The sequence below is a fragment of the Cupriavidus sp. 207A1 genome, from assembly GCF_057798955.1.
The window spans coordinates 141,664-156,853 of record NZ_JBYOJO010000005.1 but is presented as its reverse complement, the minus strand read 5'-3'; the positions used below and the strand labels follow the sequence as shown (position 1 = coordinate 156,853).

15 protein-coding genes are annotated in these 15,190 nt (G+C 68.9%); 6 read left to right on the top strand and 9 right to left on the bottom strand.

Annotation, left to right across the window (positions count from 1 at the left end; all coding sequences use genetic code 11):
• Positions 1–43 precede the first annotated feature (43 nt).
• Together AC3FMM_RS11030 and AC3FMM_RS11025 are read left to right on the top strand one after the other, a co-directional pair.
• Complete coding sequence (locus AC3FMM_RS11030; protein ID WP_116314218.1) at positions 44–667, top strand: FMN-binding negative transcriptional regulator; 624 nt, start codon at positions 44–46, stop codon at positions 665–667.
• Between the two features lie 89 nt (positions 668–756).
• Positions 757–1,374: a LysE family translocator gene (locus AC3FMM_RS11025; protein WP_488686594.1), complete on the top strand. Its 618-nt coding sequence runs from the start codon at positions 757–759 to the stop codon at positions 1,372–1,374.
• 33 nt (positions 1,375–1,407) lie between these two features.
• Here AC3FMM_RS11025 and AC3FMM_RS11020 read toward each other — a convergent pair whose 3' ends face one another.
• Positions 1,408–2,904, bottom strand: a complete 1,497-nt coding sequence (locus tag AC3FMM_RS11020; protein WP_488686593.1) for a M81 family metallopeptidase — start codon at positions 2,902–2,904, stop codon at positions 1,408–1,410.
• Positions 2,905–2,934: 30 nt separating this feature from the next.
• Positions 2,935–4,254 carry an MFS transporter gene (locus AC3FMM_RS11015; RefSeq protein ID WP_115713560.1) on the bottom strand — a complete coding sequence of 440 codons (1,320 nt, stop codon included), beginning with the start codon at positions 4,252–4,254 and terminating at the stop codon, positions 2,935–2,937.
• A gap of 172 nt (positions 4,255–4,426) precedes the next feature.
• Here AC3FMM_RS11015 and AC3FMM_RS11010 point away from each other — a divergent pair, with 172 nt between their 5' ends.
• Positions 4,427–5,359 carry a LysR family transcriptional regulator gene (locus tag AC3FMM_RS11010; protein ID WP_115683253.1) on the top strand — a complete coding sequence of 311 codons (933 nt, stop codon included), beginning with the start codon at positions 4,427–4,429 and terminating at the stop codon, positions 5,357–5,359.
• A 37-nt stretch (positions 5,360–5,396) separates the two neighbouring features.
• Here the strand turns inward: AC3FMM_RS11010 and AC3FMM_RS11005 are convergent, their stop codons facing one another.
• The 4 genes from AC3FMM_RS11005 to AC3FMM_RS10990 form a co-directional block, all read right to left on the bottom strand.
• Complete coding sequence (locus tag AC3FMM_RS11005) at positions 5,397–6,401, bottom strand: Bug family tripartite tricarboxylate transporter substrate binding protein (RefSeq protein WP_488686592.1); 1,005 nt, start codon at positions 6,399–6,401, stop codon at positions 5,397–5,399.
• A gap of 87 nt (positions 6,402–6,488) precedes the next feature.
• Positions 6,489–7,547 carry a beta-keto acid cleavage family enzyme gene (locus tag AC3FMM_RS11000; protein WP_115683255.1) on the bottom strand — a complete coding sequence of 353 codons (1,059 nt, stop codon included), beginning with the start codon at positions 7,545–7,547 and terminating at the stop codon, positions 6,489–6,491.
• 51 nt (positions 7,548–7,598) lie between these two features.
• Entirely contained in the window at positions 7,599–8,441 is an 843-nt protein-coding gene (locus AC3FMM_RS10995) for a TauD/TfdA dioxygenase family protein (protein ID WP_115713562.1), read from the bottom strand.
• Between the two features lie 12 nt (positions 8,442–8,453).
• Positions 8,454–9,434, bottom strand: coding sequence for a quinone oxidoreductase family protein (locus AC3FMM_RS10990; RefSeq protein ID WP_326347073.1), 981 nt, complete (start codon positions 9,432–9,434; stop codon positions 8,454–8,456).
• A 161-nt stretch (positions 9,435–9,595) separates the two neighbouring features.
• Here AC3FMM_RS10990 and AC3FMM_RS10985 point away from each other — a divergent pair, with 161 nt between their 5' ends.
• Positions 9,596–10,594, top strand: a complete 999-nt coding sequence (locus AC3FMM_RS10985; protein WP_116314215.1) for an AraC family transcriptional regulator — start codon at positions 9,596–9,598, stop codon at positions 10,592–10,594.
• Between the two features lie 10 nt (positions 10,595–10,604).
• Here the strand turns inward: AC3FMM_RS10985 and AC3FMM_RS10980 are convergent, their stop codons facing one another.
• Positions 10,605–11,021, bottom strand: coding sequence for a PaaI family thioesterase (locus tag AC3FMM_RS10980; RefSeq protein WP_115713565.1), 417 nt, complete (start codon positions 11,019–11,021; stop codon positions 10,605–10,607).
• A gap of 241 nt (positions 11,022–11,262) precedes the next feature.
• Between AC3FMM_RS10980 and AC3FMM_RS10975 the strand changes: the two genes are divergently transcribed.
• On the top strand, positions 11,263–12,669 hold the full coding sequence (locus AC3FMM_RS10975; protein ID WP_488686591.1) for a selenium-binding protein SBP56-related protein: 1,407 nt from the start codon (positions 11,263–11,265) through the stop codon (positions 12,667–12,669).
• Positions 12,666–13,331, top strand: a complete 666-nt coding sequence (locus AC3FMM_RS10970) for a hypothetical protein (protein WP_488686590.1) — start codon at positions 12,666–12,668, stop codon at positions 13,329–13,331. The genes AC3FMM_RS10975 and AC3FMM_RS10970 overlap by 4 nt, the downstream gene beginning before the upstream one ends.
• Positions 13,332–13,340: 9 nt before the next feature.
• On the opposite strand, the gene uraD is transcribed toward AC3FMM_RS10970, so the two are convergent.
• Positions 13,341–13,859 carry a 2-oxo-4-hydroxy-4-carboxy-5-ureidoimidazoline decarboxylase gene (gene uraD / locus AC3FMM_RS10965; protein WP_115683261.1) on the bottom strand — a complete coding sequence of 173 codons (519 nt, stop codon included), beginning with the start codon at positions 13,857–13,859 and terminating at the stop codon, positions 13,341–13,343.
• 123 nt (positions 13,860–13,982) lie between these two features.
• Positions 13,983–14,927: a LysR family transcriptional regulator gene (locus AC3FMM_RS10960; RefSeq protein WP_115683262.1), complete on the bottom strand. Its 945-nt coding sequence runs from the start codon at positions 14,925–14,927 to the stop codon at positions 13,983–13,985.
• Between the last annotated feature and the right edge of the window lie 263 nt (positions 14,928–15,190).

Here is a 15,190-nt window from a genome sequence, read left to right as displayed (position 1 = left end):
GTCGGCGACAGTATCGAGCATCCGATCGCCCCGAGCCCCAACGATGTACCTCCCCGAACATTTCGCCGAAACCCGCCCCGACGCCCTTGCCCGCATCATCCATGCGCACCCGCTGGGCATGCTGGTCACGCACGGCCAGCACGGCCTGGATGCCGACCATCTGCCGTTCGAATTCGACCCCGGCGCCGGTGCCAACGGCGTCCTCACCGCGCACGTGGCGCGGGCCAACCCGGTCTGGCAGCGGTGCCCGACCGGCACGCCGGTGATGGTGGTGTTCCGCGGCGCCGAGGCCTATGTCTCGCCGAACTGGTACCCGAGCAAGCATGAGACGCATCGGCAGGTGCCGACCTGGAACTACGAGGTGGTGCACGCGCACGGCATCCTCACCGTGCGCGACGACGAGCGCTTCGTGCGCGGCCTGGTAGCGCGCCTGACGCGGCGGCACGAGGCCGCCGAACCGCGCCCGTGGAAGATGGGCGACGCCCCGCCCGACTACCTCGACGCCATGCTGCGCGGCATCGTCGGCCTCGAGATCGCCGTGACGTCGCTGGTGGGCAAGCGCAAGCTCGGCCAGAACAAGGACACGCGGGACCGCCTCGGCGCGGCCGACACGCTGCACGCGCGCGGCTGCGCCGAGCTGGCGCAGTCGATGCGCAACGCGGTCTGATCCGGTCCCGCCTGTATCCGCGCGTGCGCCGGCCCGGTCCGGACGCCGCCGCGCCGCTCGACCCTGCCTCACCGTCAAGGAGCCTGACCATGTCGCTGATTCCCTTCCTGATCGCCGCCGTCGTGCTCGCCATTACCCCCGGCCCGGCCATTGCTTATGTCGTCGCGCGGACTGCGGCCGGCGGACGGTCGGAGGGCCTCGCCTCATGCCTGGGCACGGGCATCGGCGGCTTGCTCCATGTGCTTGCCGCTGCCGCGGGCGTGTCGCTGGTCATCGCCCAGTCGGCGATGGCGTTCAGCCTGCTCAAGTACCTGGGCGCGGCGTACCTGGTGTTCCTGGGCATTCGCCTGCTGCGGCGCAAGGAGCAGCCCGCCGCGGTCGCCGCCGTGCCGCCGCGGGGCGCGCGCCGCGCGCTGGCCGAAGGCGTGGTGGTCGAGGTGCTGAACGTCAAGACCGCGCTGTTCTTCCTCGCGTTCCTGCCGCAGTTCGTCGCGCCGGGCCAGGCGGCCGTGTCGCAACTGGTGCTGCTGGGCTGCATCTGCGTCGCGCTCAACACGCTGGTGGACGTGGTCGTGGTCTTCGCCGCGCATCGCCTGCTCAGGTCGGGCGCCGCGAGCGCGGCGCGCGCGCGGCTGATGACCCGTGCCTCGGGCGTCACGATGGTGGGGCTGGGCGCCTTCCTGGCGCTGGCGCGGCGCCAGGCATGAGGGGCCGGGCCTCCTGCCGGCCCGGCTCCGGCATTACGGCTCGAACGGCCTGCCCATCGGCTTGAGCCGGATGCCCGGCGCCAGCCGGGTCCAGGGCAGGTCCGCGGGATCGGCCGTCATCGGGCCCGGTGCCTTGGCCACCAGCACGGCATGCGCGATGCCCTGGAAATCGGCACGGAAGTGCACCGAGCTCTTGTTGACCAGGATCTTCATCGCCTCGGGCTCGACCCCGCCCACGCGGAACAGGTTGCGGTCGAGCATCTGGGCCTTGCCGGCACTGACCACCACCTGCACATCGTCGATGCGCAACAGTGCCACCGGGCCGACATCGGCCTGCATGCCGTGCATCATCGGCCCGCCGTAGCGGCATACGCCATCGGACAGCTTCAGCACCTCGAAGCGACCGCGCAGCGGCGCGTCGCCGGGCACCCCGGATACGCCCCCGAGCGCGACGTCGATGGTCGCGCCCACGCCGGCGCGGTGCGCCTCGGCCGCCGCGGCCGGGTCCCAGATCAGCCCGATCGCCGCCTGCCGCGCGCCGTGGCGCAGCAAGGCCCGCAGCATGCCCATGGTGTTCGAATCGCCGCCCGCGCCGGGGTTGTCCTGCGTGTCGGCGATGACCACCGGCCGCGTGGCCCCCGCAGCCAGCCGCATGGCTTCGAGCACGGCCTCGTCGGGCGAGAGGAACGGCACCTCCCAGGCGGGCTCGTCGGCCAGCATCCGATCGTACAGCGCCTGCACCGCGGCTTCGGCCGTGCCGGCGTCGTCGCCATAGCCCCAGATCACCGGACCGCATTCCGGGAAATCGGCGGCCGGGAAGCCCGGCGCGAACGACAGCGACACCACGTCGCCGCGTTCGCCCTGCTGCAACAGCGCGTACATGCCGCGCGCCGGCTCCAGCATCGTGCACATGCCGTTGATCGGGATCAGGAACGGCAGCCGTCGCACCGCGCAGTGCAACGGCCCCTTGCGCGCCAGCAGTCGCTGCACCAGCGCCGCGGCGCGCGCGCCGGTCTCGGCCATGTCTACGTGCGGGTAGGTGCGGTAGGCCACCAGCGCATCGGCGGCCTGCAGCATGGCGTGCGTGACGTTGGCATGCAGGTCGAGCGAGGCAACCACCGGCACCCCGGGGCCCACCGCCGCGCGGATACGCTCGAGCAGCGTGCCCTCGCCGTCGTCGGTGTGCTCGGCCACCATGGCGCCGTGCAGGTCGAGATAGACCGCGTCGAAGCCGCCAGCGCGCGCCGCGCCGACGATCTCGCCGGCGATGCGCTCGTACGCGTCCTCGGTCACGTGCGCCGACGGGCTGGCGCCGGCCCAGATCACCGGCAGCAGCGTCCAGCCGTAGCGTTCGGCGGCGGCCATGAAGCCGCCGGCCGGGATGTTGACGTCGCGCAGCGCGCGCATGTCGTCGCCGCGCACCATCGCGGGAAAGCCCTCGCCGCGCTCGAAGCTGGCGTAAGTTGCCTTTGACGGCGCAAAGGTATTGGTCTCGTGCTGGAAGCCGGCGACCAGGATCCGTGTTGCCAAGGTTCTTCTCCGTGAAACAAAAGTCCGGCGTCACGCCGGCGACACCGCGCCCTGCGGCGCCGGCATCCGGTTGGCCACCAGCACTGCCGCGCCGGCCAGCAGCAGCGCCACCATCACCAGCAGCCCGGCCTGCATGCTGCCCGTGGCGGTGCGCACGGTGCCGATGATGGTAGGGCTGAGAAAGCCGCCGATCAGGCCGATGGTGTTGATCAGCGCGATGCCGCCGGCCGCGGCATCGCCCTTCAGGTATTGCGACGGGATCGCCCAGAACACGGTATAGGCGGCCCACATCATCGCCGTGGCAATGGTCATGCACAGCAGCGACACCGGCAGGTTGCCGCTGGACTGCGTGGCCAGGGCCAGCGCCACCGCGCCGGTAAACGCGGGCACCGCGCTGTGCCAGCGGCGCTCGCCGCGGCGGTCCGAGCTGCGGCCGATCACCAGCATCGCGATCGCCGCGGCAATATAGGGAATCATCGAATACAGGCCGATCTGCATGGTGTCGGTGACGCCGTCCGCCTTCAGGATAGACGGCAGCCAGAAGCTCACCGCGTAGATGCCGCAGATCATGGTGAAGTAGGCAAAGGCCAGCAAGTACACGCGCGGATCGCGCGCCACCTGGCCGAACGAGTGATGCCCGCCCGCGGGCGCCTGCAGTTCGGCGGCCAGCATGCGCTTTTCCGCGTCGCTGAGCCAGCTTGCGTCGGCCGGGCGGTCGGCCAGCACGCGCAGGGCCAGCGCGCCAAGCAGCACGCAGGGCAGCCCTTCGACCAGGAACATCCATTGCCACCCGGCCAGCCCGTGCGCACCGGACAGCGCCGTCATCAGCCAGGTGGACAGCGGCGAGCCAAAGATGCCGCCGATGGGGCCCGCCAGCATCACCACCGCCATCACGCGGGCCATGCGTTGCTGCCCGTACCAGTAGGTCAGGTAGAAGATCATCCCGGGGGCGAAGCCGGCCTCGAATACGCCAAGCAGGAAACGCAGCACGTAGAACGTGGTTTCGTCGCGCACGAACATCATGCCCGCCGAGGTCAGGCCCCACAGCACCAGGATGCGGCTGATGGTCTTGCGCGCGCCGATCCGGGGCAGCAACAGGTTGCTCGGGATCTCGAACAGTACGTAGCCAAAGAAGAAGATGCCCGCGCCCAGCCCGTACACCGCGTCGGAAAAGCCCAGGTCGCTCTGCATCTGCAGCTTGGCGAAGCCGATGTTGACGCGATCCAGGTAGGCAAAGGTGTAGCACAGCAGCAGGAACGGCAATAGGCGCCAGTTCAGCTTGCGGTACAGCGCCTGCTGCGCGGCGCCGGCGCCTTCCGTGAGATGGCGTGGGGGCAGGGTTGCGGACATGTCGATCTCTCCCGTGGTGGTCGGCTCTTGTGGACGCGATGTCTTTCGATGGCAGGCGTTGATCGTCTGGCATCTGAAAAAACAGAGCAAGAGCAACTTAAGTCGGCTATCGTTGCCCTCTAGGCAACGCCACGGCACGCGGCGCCCTTCACGCCAGACAGCGAGATCCGACATGCGGGAACTGAACCAGCGCAGGCTGCGCTATTTTCACGAGGTACTGACGCACGGCTCGATCCGTGGCGCAGCCGACAGCATCAACACCTCGCCGTCGGTCATCACACGCCAGATCCGCCTGCTGGAAGAAGAGGTGGGCGCGCCGCTGTTCGACCGCCATGCGCGCGGCGTGCAGCCGACCGAAGCCGCGCAGCACCTGCTGGAGTACTGGCGCGGCTGCCGCGCCCAGCAGGAACTGTTCGAAGACCGCCTGCAGGCCTTGCGCGGGCTGCAGCATGGCCAGGTGCGCATCGCCACCAGCGAGGGCTATGTCGACGGCCTGATGGATGAAGTGCTGACGGATTTCTGCGCGCGCTATCCCCGGCTGGACGTGACCGTCGACATCCTGCCGGTCAACAACGTGCTGCAGGAGGTGGCCGAAAGCCGCGCCCATATCGGCCTGGCCTACAACCCGCCCGGCCATGCCGACATCGCCTGGGTGGCGACGTCATCGCAGCCGGTGGTGCTGCTGGTGCATGCCGGGCATCCGCTGGCGCGCCGCGGCGGCAAGGTCGGCGTGCAGGAGCTGGCCGACTATCCGCTGGCGATGATGCCGCCGGCTTTCGGGCTGGGACAGGTGGTGCAGATGCTGGCCTACGCGGAGAACATCCAGATCCGCCCGACGCTGACCACCAATTCGCTGGCGGTGCTGCGCCACTTCGTGAAGCGCCATGACGGCATCACGCTGATCGGCGGCTTTGCGGCCTACCGGGAATTGCAGTCCGGCGAACTGGTGACCTTGCCGATCGCGCATCCGCTGTTCGAAGCCGCCAAGGCGCGCCTGCTGGTCAAGGCGGGCCGGCCGATGGGCGTGGCAGCCAATACGCTGCTCGACTGCATCCTGCGCGACATGTCGATGTTCGCCGGCGCCCGCCGGCGCCGGAAGCGATAGGCCGCGGCCCGCCCCCGCCCGAGCGGCTCGCGGCCCGCTACTCCGGCACGAAGCCAATCGACCGCAGCAGCTCCGCCTGCCGCTCATAGGCCGCGCGGGCCTCCTTTGACAGCGCTTCGCTGCCGAGCGGCTGGCCGTTGTCCATGCCCATGTCTTCCACGTGCTTGCGGTAGCCCGGCTGCTGCACGACCGCCAGCGTGGCGTTGCGGATCTTCTCCTGCACCGCCGCCGGCACGTCCGGCGGCAGCCACAAGCCCATCCAGCCCGGCTCCGTCATCGCCGGGAAGCCGACCTCGGCGAAGGTCGGCACGTCCGGCAGCGCGGGAATGCGCTTCGGGTAGGCCACGGCATAGGCCCTGAGCTTGCCGGCCTTGATCAGCGGCAGCGAGGTGGCCAGCCCGTCGAACATCAGCGGCACGTGTCCGCCCATCACGTCCTGCAGCGCGGGCGGCGAGCCCTTGTAGCCGACGTGGCTCATGTTCACCCCCGCCAGTCGGTTGAACTGGACCCCAAGGGTCTGGCCGCGCATGCCGGCGGCATACGAGGCGTAGTCGATCTGCCCCGGCTTGCTCTTGATGTAGGCCAGCAGCTCGCTGAAGTTCTTCGCCGGCAGTTTCGGGTTGCCGACCAGGACCAGGCCGGTGCGTGCCACCTGGGCAATGGGCTTCAGGTCCTTGAACGGATCGAACGAGACCTTCAGCGCCAGCGGGGTCTCGGAGACGATGCCGCCCTGGATCAGCAGCAGCGTATGCCCGTCGTGCGGCGCCGACAGCAGCGTGCCGACCGCGATCGCGCCGGCGCCGCCGGGCTTCTGCTCGACGATCACCGGCTTGCCCAGCGACTGCGTCAGCCCCTCGGCGAGCAGGCGCGCGAGGATGTCGGCGGTGCCGCCGGCCGGACCGCCGACCACGATCCTGACCACCTTGGCCGGCCACGCCTGGGCATGGGCATGGGCAGCCGATGGGAACGCGGCCGGCAGCGCCAGGCCGAGCATGCATGACAGCAGCGCCCTGCGGCGCGCCGACGGTTGTGCTTGCTTCATGGTTGTCTCCGAATGTGCGAGGGTTCGGGGCAGCCAGCCGCCGCCCCTGCCCTTCTGCGGGCCGCCAGCCGTGACAGCCGGCCCGGTTCAGGCGGCCTTGCGCAGGAAGCCCTGGTTGCCGCCGTTGCGGTTGGGCGCGAAGCCGTTGGCCGCCAGCGTCTCCTCGACCGTGTCGTAGAACACGCCGATCTTCTGGATCTCGCGCGCTTCCCGGGCGCTTGCCACCTTGCGGCCGAATTCGCCGGCAATGCGCACCAGCTGCTCGATCTGCTTCACGGTGCTCATCTTGGCCGTGCGCGACTGGTTCCACAGGCAGTCCTCGGTCCCGCAGCGCACATGCAGCCCCAGCGCAATGCCCATCATGTTCACCGGCAGCACGTTGCGCACCGAGCTTTCGACGGTCAGCACCGCGCCATCCGGCACCGCGCGGACGATGTTGGCCAGGTTGAACACGCTCGGCGCATCCATGCCGCCGCTGATGGCGACCCAGTTCATCACCAGCGGGCCCTTGTAGATGCCGCGCCGGATCAGCCGCTCGACCGATTCGAAGCTATTGATGTTGTAGCACTGGAATGCGCTCTGGATGCCGGCGGCGGACAGGCGGCGGATATGCTCCTCGACCCAGCCGGGCTGCGCGGGCACCGTCATTTCCTTGTACGCGTTGAAGATCGCGGGATTCTCGCGCGAGGTACCCCGGAAATCCGCCAGTTCGGCATGCTCGGTGACGTTCATCTGCGAGGTGTTCACGGTCACGGTGACCTGGTCCGGCACCGGATCGAGTTCGGCCAGCATGTGGCGCGTGTCGTCGGACAGCCACTTCGCGGCATCGCCCTCGTTTTCGGGCGCGAAACTGATCGATCCGCCGACCTGGATGACCATTTCAGGCACCGCCTTGCGCACGCCGGCGATCAGTTCGTTGAACTTGGACAGGCGCTTCGAGCCCTTGCCGTCGAGTTCGCGCACGTGCAGGTGCAGCACGGTCGCGCCGGCGTTGTAGCAGTCAACGGCCTTCTGGATCTGGTCCTCCATCGTCACCGGGATATCTTCCGGAAAGTCAGACGGCAGCCAGCCGGGCGCGTAGGGGGCCGCGGTGATGATCAGCGGCTGCTGGTTTTCAGGGAACAGGGATCCATCTAGGTAGTGCACGGCATGTCTCCATTGATCGTGGCGTGGCCAGGCCTGCGGCGCTGGCGCGGCTCAGAACGGCTTGTCGCCGATGATGGCGGCGCGCTCCATCTTGCGCGGCGCCGGCCAGTAGTCCTGCACCGCGTAGTGCTGGGTGCAGCGGTTGTCCCAGATCGCCACGCTGTTGGGCTGCCAGCGGAAGCGCACCTGGTATTCGGGAATCGCCGCCTGGCTGATCAGGTAGTTCAGCAGATGGCTCGCCCCCGGGGTCTTGTCCTGCCCGTAGCGCACGTTCTCGGGCGTGTGGAAATTGACGAAGTGGGTGGAGAAGCCGCAGACATAGAGCACCTTCTCGCCGGTTTCCGGGTGCGTGCGCACCACCGGGTGCTCGACCGCGGGGTACTGCGCCGCCAGCTTGGCGCGGTTCTCCGGGCTCATCGCCGCGCCGAAGGAATGCTCGATGCCATGCTTGGCGCGCAGGCCGGCGATGCGCTGCTTGATTTCCTGCGGCAGGTGCTCATACGCCGCGGCCATGTTGACCCAGATGGTGTCGCCACCGACGGGCGGCGACTCGATGCAGCGCAGCACGCAGCCCATCGGCGGGCATTCGCGCCAGCTGCCGTCGGTGTGGTAGCTGTTCTCGTAGTTCTCGCGCTTGTCGCTGCGATAGATCTGCACCAGGCCGGGATGGTCGGGATCGCTGCCCGCCACCGGATGGTCTTCCAGGTCGCCGAAGCGCCGCGCGAACGCCACGTGGTCCGCGCGCGAGATCTCCTGGCCGCGCAGGAACAGCACCTTGTGCTCGAGCAGCAGCGACCTGATCTCGGCAAACAGCGCCGCATCGCGCGCGGCATCGGCCAGGCTGACGCCGCTCAATTCGGCGCCGATGCTGCAGGTAAGTTGTTGGACTCGCATGAGGACGCTCCTTTACAGCACGAAGATCGATGAGCCGGTGGTCTTGCGCGACTCCAGGTCGCGGTGGGCCTGGACCGCATCCTGCAGCGCGTAGCGCTGGTTGATGCCGATGCGGAGCCGCCCGGCGGCCACGTGGCCGAACACTTCCGCGGCCAGTTCGGCCTTCTCGGCGGGGTCGGCAATGTAGTCGGCCAGCGCCGGACGGGTCAGGTAGAGCGAGCCCTTCCGCGCCAGCAGTTGCGGATCGAACGGCGGGATCGTGCCCGAGGCGGTGCCGACGCAGACCATCAGCCCGCGCCGCTTGAGCGAATCCAGCGAGCCCTGGAAGGTGCTGCGGCCGACGCTGTCGAACACCACCGATACGCCCGTGCCGTCGGTCAGTTCGCGCACCCGCGTTGCCACGTCCTCGCGGCTGTAGTCGATGATGTGGTCGCAGCCATGCGCGCGCGCCAGCTCGGCCTTGGCTTCGGTCGAGACCGTGCCGATCACGGTCAGGCCGAGCAGCCTGGCCCATTGCGAGACGATCAAACCGACCCCGCCGGCGGCCGCGTGCAGCAGGATGGTTTCGCCGCCGCGGAACGGATAGATGCGGCGCATCAGGTAGGCCGAGGTCAGGCCGCGCATGGTCATCGCCGCGGCGGTCTCGAAGGAAATCGCATCCGGCAGGCGGATCAGCGGCGCGGCGGGCACCAGGCGCTCGGTGCTGTAGGCGCCGAGTGTGTTGGTGAAGCCCGTATATGTGACGCGGTCGCCTTCCGCGACCTGGGTCACGCCGGGCCCGACCGCCTGCACCACCCCGGCAGCCTCAACGCCCATGCCGCTGGGCAGCGGCACCGGGTAGGTGCCGTTGCGGAAGTAAGTGTCGGCATAGTTGAGCCCGACCGCGACGTGGCGGATCCGTACCTCGCCCGGGCCCGGATCGCCGACCTCGGCGTCCTCGTAGCGGAGGACTTCGGGGCCTCCGGTCTCATACATGCGAATGGCTTTGGCCAAGGCTGTCTCCTGATTGTGGTGTCCTGCCCGCGCCGCTATCATTGGCGCGGCGCAGTCGATTGTGAGACAGCCGGGCCGCAGCGCCCTTGACCGATCGCGCCAGGATTTGCCATTTGACGACGGACACGACCGACGCCCCCACCCACTCTCGCGGCAGCCCCATGACCGTCCTTGTTCGCAGCGCATCGCTGACCAAATACCTGGGCATTGCCCGGGGCGCGGGCCTGGATCCGGTGCAGATGGTGGCCCGGGCCGGCCTGGACCAGGCGTGCCTGTACACGCCCGACCTGCGCATTCCCGAGCAGCGCCTTGCGCAAGTGCTGGAGGCCTCGGCGCGCGAGACCAGCTGCCATTCGCTGGGCCTGATGGTGGGGGAATCGTGGCGCCTGTCGGACTTCGGCCCGGTCAGCCTGCTGTTGCAGCACCAGCCCACGCTGCGCGACGCGCTGGCCGAGATCGAGCGCTACCGCCACTGGCTGAGCGACTCCATCGCCATCCTGGTCACCGAGCATCGTGGTGTCGCGGTGCTGCACGTGACGCTGCAGACCGGGCGGCAACAGCCCGGCCGGCAGGCGATGGAACTGACCGTGGCCGCATTGCACAGCCTGATCCGCGCCATCCTGGGCGAGTCGTGGATGCCGCACAGCGTGCATTTCGCGCATGCGGCGCCGGCCGACCTGCGCATCCACCGGCGCCTGTTCGGGCCGCGCATCGAATTCGGTTCGGACTTCGACGGACTGGTGCTTGCCAGCGGCGACCTGGATCGCGTCAATCCCCTGGCCGATGCCAGCCTGGCCGGGTACGCGCGGGGTTTCCTCGACCTGCAGCCGGGGGCCGGCAAGCCATCCCTGGCCGCGGACGTGCGGCGCACCCTCAGCCAGTTGCTGCCGCGCGGACGCGGTGCGGTGGAACAGGTCGCGCAAAGCCTGGGCACCAGCCCGCGCACGCTGCAGCGCCAGCTGGAACAGGATGGCCTGACGTTCTCCGCACTGGTCAATGAAGTGCGCCGCGAGCTGGCGCAACGCCATCTGCAGGATCCGCGGCGGCCGCTGGCGCAGGTCGCCACGCTGCTGGGGTTTTCGGAACCGAGCGCATTCTCGCGCTGGTTCGCGGCGCAGTTCGGCAAGTCGCCGACGCGCTGGCGCCAGGACGGCGCCTGAGGCGGGGCGCCTACTTCAGGTACTTCATCGTGGCCACGCCGGTGGCCACCAGCAGCTCGCCATCCAGCCACACCTCGGCCCGCGAAAAGAAGATCGAACGCCCGCGGCGGTCGACCATCCCCTTCGCCGTCAGCATTTTTCCGGTCCCGTTGCTGAGGAAGTTCGATGTCAGCGACAGCGTGACCGCATGCCGCGGGCTCTCGTGCGGCGCGGCGTAGAGGCCGGCATAGCCGGTGGCGGCATCGAGCAAGGTGCAGATCGTGCCGCCATGCACGACGCGGCTGCGGTTGAGCATGCTGGGCGCGAGCGGCAGTTCCAGCTCGACATGGTCGTCGCGCCAATGGGTGATCCTGACCCCGATGCTTTCCAGTGCCGGATTGTCGAGGCTGTATGCCTCGCCCTTGCTTGCTGCCTTTGCCGCGTCCATCGCCCGGATTTCCCTTTGCTTGATCAAGCCTCCTTTCTGCGTGATCTGCGTGTTTCCGACAATCTGTATTTCGCAAACCGGACCTTCCGCCGGCATGAATCCGCGCATGCGGCGCGGCACGCACGGCTTTGACTCGGCTTGCAGAACGACCTAGGCTAGGTAGGCTTAGCGCGCACTCGGCCACCCGCCAAGTGACGTACCGGCGATGTCGCGAGGTCCGCCAGGACCAGGAGGGCACACCATGAACATGCGGCCAGATCCGACGTTTCACGCCTCGCCGGAGCTTGCGATCCACGCGCCCGCGGAATCCTTCGCCTACACGGTGCTGCTCAGCCCCGGCGGCGTGCAGCCCGACGCGCTCGCGGTGATCGACGTCAAACCCGGATCGCCGACCTACAGCCAGGTGGTGCACACCGTGCCGATGACGCACAAGGGCGATGAACTCCATCACTTCGGCTGGAACGCCTGTTCGTCGGCGCTGTCGCCGCTGACCGGACATGCGTTCCTGGAGCGGCGCTACCTGATCATTCCGGGGATGCGCTCGTCGCGCCTGTATATCGTCGACACCAAGCCGCATCCGACCCAGGCGCGCATCCACAAGATCGTCGAGCCGGACGAGATCTTCCGCAAGACCGGCTATTCGCGGCCGCATACCGTGCACTGCGGCCCCGAGGGCATCTATGTCAGCACACTGGGCGGCGGCGGGCCGGACGGCACCGACGGCGCGCCCGGCATCTTCATCATGGACTGCGAAACCTTCGAGGTGCTGGGCCGCTGGGAGATCGACCGCGGCGAGCAGCAGAAGCACTACGACTTCTGGTGGAACCTGCCGCGCGACTACATGGTGTCGAGCGAATGGGCCCTGCCCCCGCAGTTCGAGAACGGGCTGGTGCCCGAGGATTTGCTGGGAAACCGCTACGGCCACAAGCTGCATTTCTGGGACCTGCGCGCGCGCCGCAACGTGCAGACCATCGACCTGGGCGCCAATCACCAGATGGCGCTGGAAGTCCGGCCCGCGCATGATCCGGTGCGCGAGTACGGCTTCGTCGGCGTGGTGGTCGACACCACCAACCTGGAAGGCTCGATCTGGACCTGGTGGCGCGAAGGCGGCAAGTTCCACGCCGAAAAGACGGCGACGATCCCGCCCGAAGCCGCCGACGCAAGCCAGTTGCCGCCACTGCTGCAAGGCTTCGGCGCGGTGCCGCCGCTGGTGACCGATATCGACCTGTCGCTGGACGACAAATTCCTCTATGTGTCGTGCTGGGGCACGGGCGAGATGCGCCAGTACGACGTCACCGATCCGCGCAAGCCCAGGCTCGCGGGCTCGGTCCATCTCGGCGGCATGGTCCGCCGCACCCCGCACCCGAACGGCAAGCCCTTCGCCGGCGGCCCGCAGATGGTGGAGATCAGCCGCGACGGCCAGCGCGTCTACTGGACCAATTCGCTGTATTCCACCTGGGACCAGCAGTTCTACCCCGACGGCATTCCCGGCGCGCAGGTCATGGCCCGCGCCGGAGCGGACGGCGGCCTGGAGCTGGCCGACGACTACTGGGTCGAGTTTCCCGAAGGCTACCGCGCGCACCAGATCCGGCTGGAAGGCGGCGACTGCTCGACCGATTCGTTTTGCTATCCCTCGGCCAGGGCTTGACCGGTCACGGCTGGGAACAGCTCGGCCTGTGGTCGGCGGTGCTGGCCAGCGGGCTCTATCACGGCGTCAACCCGGCGATGGGATGGCCGCTGGCGGTATCGAACGGCCTGCTGGCGCACAGCGGCCGGGCCCTCGTTGCCGCGCTGGGCTATCTGGCGGCCGGGCACGCGCTGGCAGTGCTGGCGGTGACGCTGCCGTTCGGCGTGCTGGCCGCGCTGGTCGCCTGGCAGGCGCAGATCCGCATCGGCGCCAGCGTGCTGCTGATCGCCGGCGGCATCGCGCTGCTGCTCAGGCGGGGCCATCCGCGCGCACTGGTGCGCATCGCGCCGTCGCGCCTGGCACTGTGGTCGTTCGCGGTGGCGATCGCGCATGGCGCCGGGCTGATGCTGGTGCCGATCTATCTTGGCCTGTGCCGCACCGATAGCGAGCCGGGGCACCAGGCGGCCGCCACGCTTGCCGGCGCCAACCTGGGCATGGCGCTGGCCGTCGCGCTGCTGCATACGCTGGCCATGTTTGCCATGGGCGGTGGCATGGCGTGGCTGGTTTACCGCTACCTGGGGCTGCAGTTCGTCTCGCGCAGCTGGTTCAACCTGGAGGCGGTCTGGGCCCTCAGCCTCATCCTGGTGGGGATGCTGGCGCTGGGGCTTGAAGCCTTTGGCTAGGCGCCAGGCTCAGCCGGCCAGCCGCGCCGCCAGACGCCCGCGCGTGATGGCCGCGATCTGGGCCAGCGCCTCGTCCAGTTCCTGCTGCGTGCTGCGGCCGATGCGGCGCTCGAACGCGGCAAAGATGCCTTCGCGGGTGTAGTGGCGCACGCAGATAATGAAGGGGAAGCCGTGGCGCGCCTGGTAGTCCGCGTTGAGCTGGTCCAGCGCGGCTTCCTGCTGCGCCGACATCGCATCCAGGCCGGCGCTCTTCTGCTCGGCGTTGGAATCCGCCGTCATGGTGCCCGCGCGGATATTGCGCGCCGACAGCTGCGGGTGCAGGTTCAGGAAATCGCACTGGCGCGGCGCATCGAGCTTGCGCACCACGTCCATCATCGCGCCATGCAGCGCCGCCACCGAGGCGAACGGCCGCTGTGCCCAGGCGCCTGCCGCGGCCTGCGGAAAGTGTTCGAACACGCTGCCGAAGGCCTCGGCAAAGGCCGCTTCGTCCAGCGCATTGACCGACGCCAGGTCGAGGGGGTGAGACATGGAAGCTTCTCCCGTAGGGATTCCCGCAAGGGCAATCGTTGGATACGGGGCCGAGTATAGGAACGCCCCGCCGCAGCGGCGAGAGCCGGCGCCCTATAGATCGGATAACAGAAACCGATACCGCTAGCGGTGCATGTCGCGCAGGTCGCGCAGTTCCTGCGAGGCCGCGGTCAGCATGCCGCGCAGCCACACGTGCGCGGCCGAGCGATGGCGCGACGGATGCCACAGCTGGTAGAAGCGCATGAAGGGGAACTCGATCGGCGGCTCCAGCACCGCCAGCGGCACATGCTGCGCGTGATAGTTGGCGAAGTGGCGCGCCGTGGTCAGGATCAGGTCGGTGCCGGGAATCAGGCTGGGCGCGAGGTTGAAGTAAGGGCAGCTGACCCGGTTGTCGCGGTGCACGCGCATGGTGCTCAGGCCCGCATCCACCAGCCCGCGCTGGTCGCGCGAGTACGGCGTCGGCACGATATGCGATGCGCCCAGGTAGGCCTGCGCGGTGAACTTGCCGGGCTGCGCGTGCACGCTGTCCTGCGCCACCACGCATACCACCTCGTCCTCCAGCAGCACCGACAGGTGCAGGTGCTCGGGCGGATTGGGCCAGTTGCCGATCACGATATCGACCGCGCCCGCCGACAGCGCCTGCTCATAGTCGAAGGTGGCCCCGAGCGGCAGCGCCGACAGCCGCGCATGCGGCGCGGCACGGCGCACGGCGCGCACCACATGCGCAAAGAACGGCGGCGCCAGGTAGTCCGGCATCGCCACCACGAAGCTCTGCTCGGTGGTGGCCGGATCGAAGCGGTCGTCCGAGACCAGCAGGTTGTCCAGCGCGCTGAGCGCGGCCTGTGCGTTGCGCGCCAGCTGCAGCGCCCGCTCGGTCGGCACCATCACGTTCTTCTCGCGCGTCAGCAGCGGGTCGTTGAAGATCGCGCGCAGGCGCTTGAGCGCGGCGCTGATGGCCGGCTGCGACTGGTTCAGGCGGATCGCCGTGCGCGACACGCTCTGCTCGGCAATCAGGATGCACAGCACGCGCAGCAGGTAAGTGTCGAACGGGTCGTCGGCGCGAATCATGTTGGGTCCGTGGCAGGGGAACAAAGGCAGGGAACAAAGAATGCATGGCGGGTGCGGCTGCCGCCGCTCGCGGCGGCGCCGGCACGCCGGGCCATGGCGACTTTGTAGCGTGTCGCGCACCGCACGGCAACCGGTGGAACCCGCACAGGCGCCGCCGCGCCGCGCGCGCGGCATCGCCGCAGCGCGCCGATCAGGGTAATCCATAGGTCCGGCGGCAGCCGTCGCCGATGCCCGCAAAGCCGCGCCAGGCAAGGGATGGCGGC

What these genes read in the sequence shown, in the direction of transcription:
- AC3FMM_RS11030 (WP_116314218.1), top strand. Translation starts at nt 44, where the DNA reads ATGTACCTCCCCGAACATTTCGCCGAAACCCGCCCCGACGCCCTTGCC.
- AC3FMM_RS11025 (WP_488686594.1), top strand. Translation starts at nt 757, where the DNA reads ATGTCGCTGATTCCCTTCCTGATCGCCGCCGTCGTGCTCGCCATTACC.
- AC3FMM_RS11015 (WP_115713560.1), bottom strand. Translation starts at nt 4,254, where the DNA reads ATGTCCGCAACCCTGCCCCCACGCCATCTCACGGAAGGCGCCGGCGCC.
- AC3FMM_RS11010 (WP_115683253.1), top strand. Translation starts at nt 4,427, where the DNA reads ATGCGGGAACTGAACCAGCGCAGGCTGCGCTATTTTCACGAGGTACTG.
- AC3FMM_RS11005 (WP_488686592.1), bottom strand. Translation starts at nt 6,401, where the DNA reads ATGAAGCAAGCACAACCGTCGGCGCGCCGCAGGGCGCTGCTGTCATGC.
- AC3FMM_RS10995 (WP_115713562.1), bottom strand. Translation starts at nt 8,441, where the DNA reads ATGCGAGTCCAACAACTTACCTGCAGCATCGGCGCCGAATTGAGCGGC.
- AC3FMM_RS10985 (WP_116314215.1), top strand. Translation starts at nt 9,596, where the DNA reads ATGACCGTCCTTGTTCGCAGCGCATCGCTGACCAAATACCTGGGCATT.
- AC3FMM_RS10980 (WP_115713565.1), bottom strand. Translation starts at nt 11,021, where the DNA reads ATGGACGCGGCAAAGGCAGCAAGCAAGGGCGAGGCATACAGCCTCGAC.
- AC3FMM_RS10975 (WP_488686591.1), top strand. Translation starts at nt 11,263, where the DNA reads ATGAACATGCGGCCAGATCCGACGTTTCACGCCTCGCCGGAGCTTGCG.
- uraD (WP_115683261.1), bottom strand. Translation starts at nt 13,859, where the DNA reads ATGTCTCACCCCCTCGACCTGGCGTCGGTCAATGCGCTGGACGAAGCG.
- AC3FMM_RS10960 (WP_115683262.1), bottom strand. Translation starts at nt 14,927, where the DNA reads ATGATTCGCGCCGACGACCCGTTCGACACTTACCTGCTGCGCGTGCTG.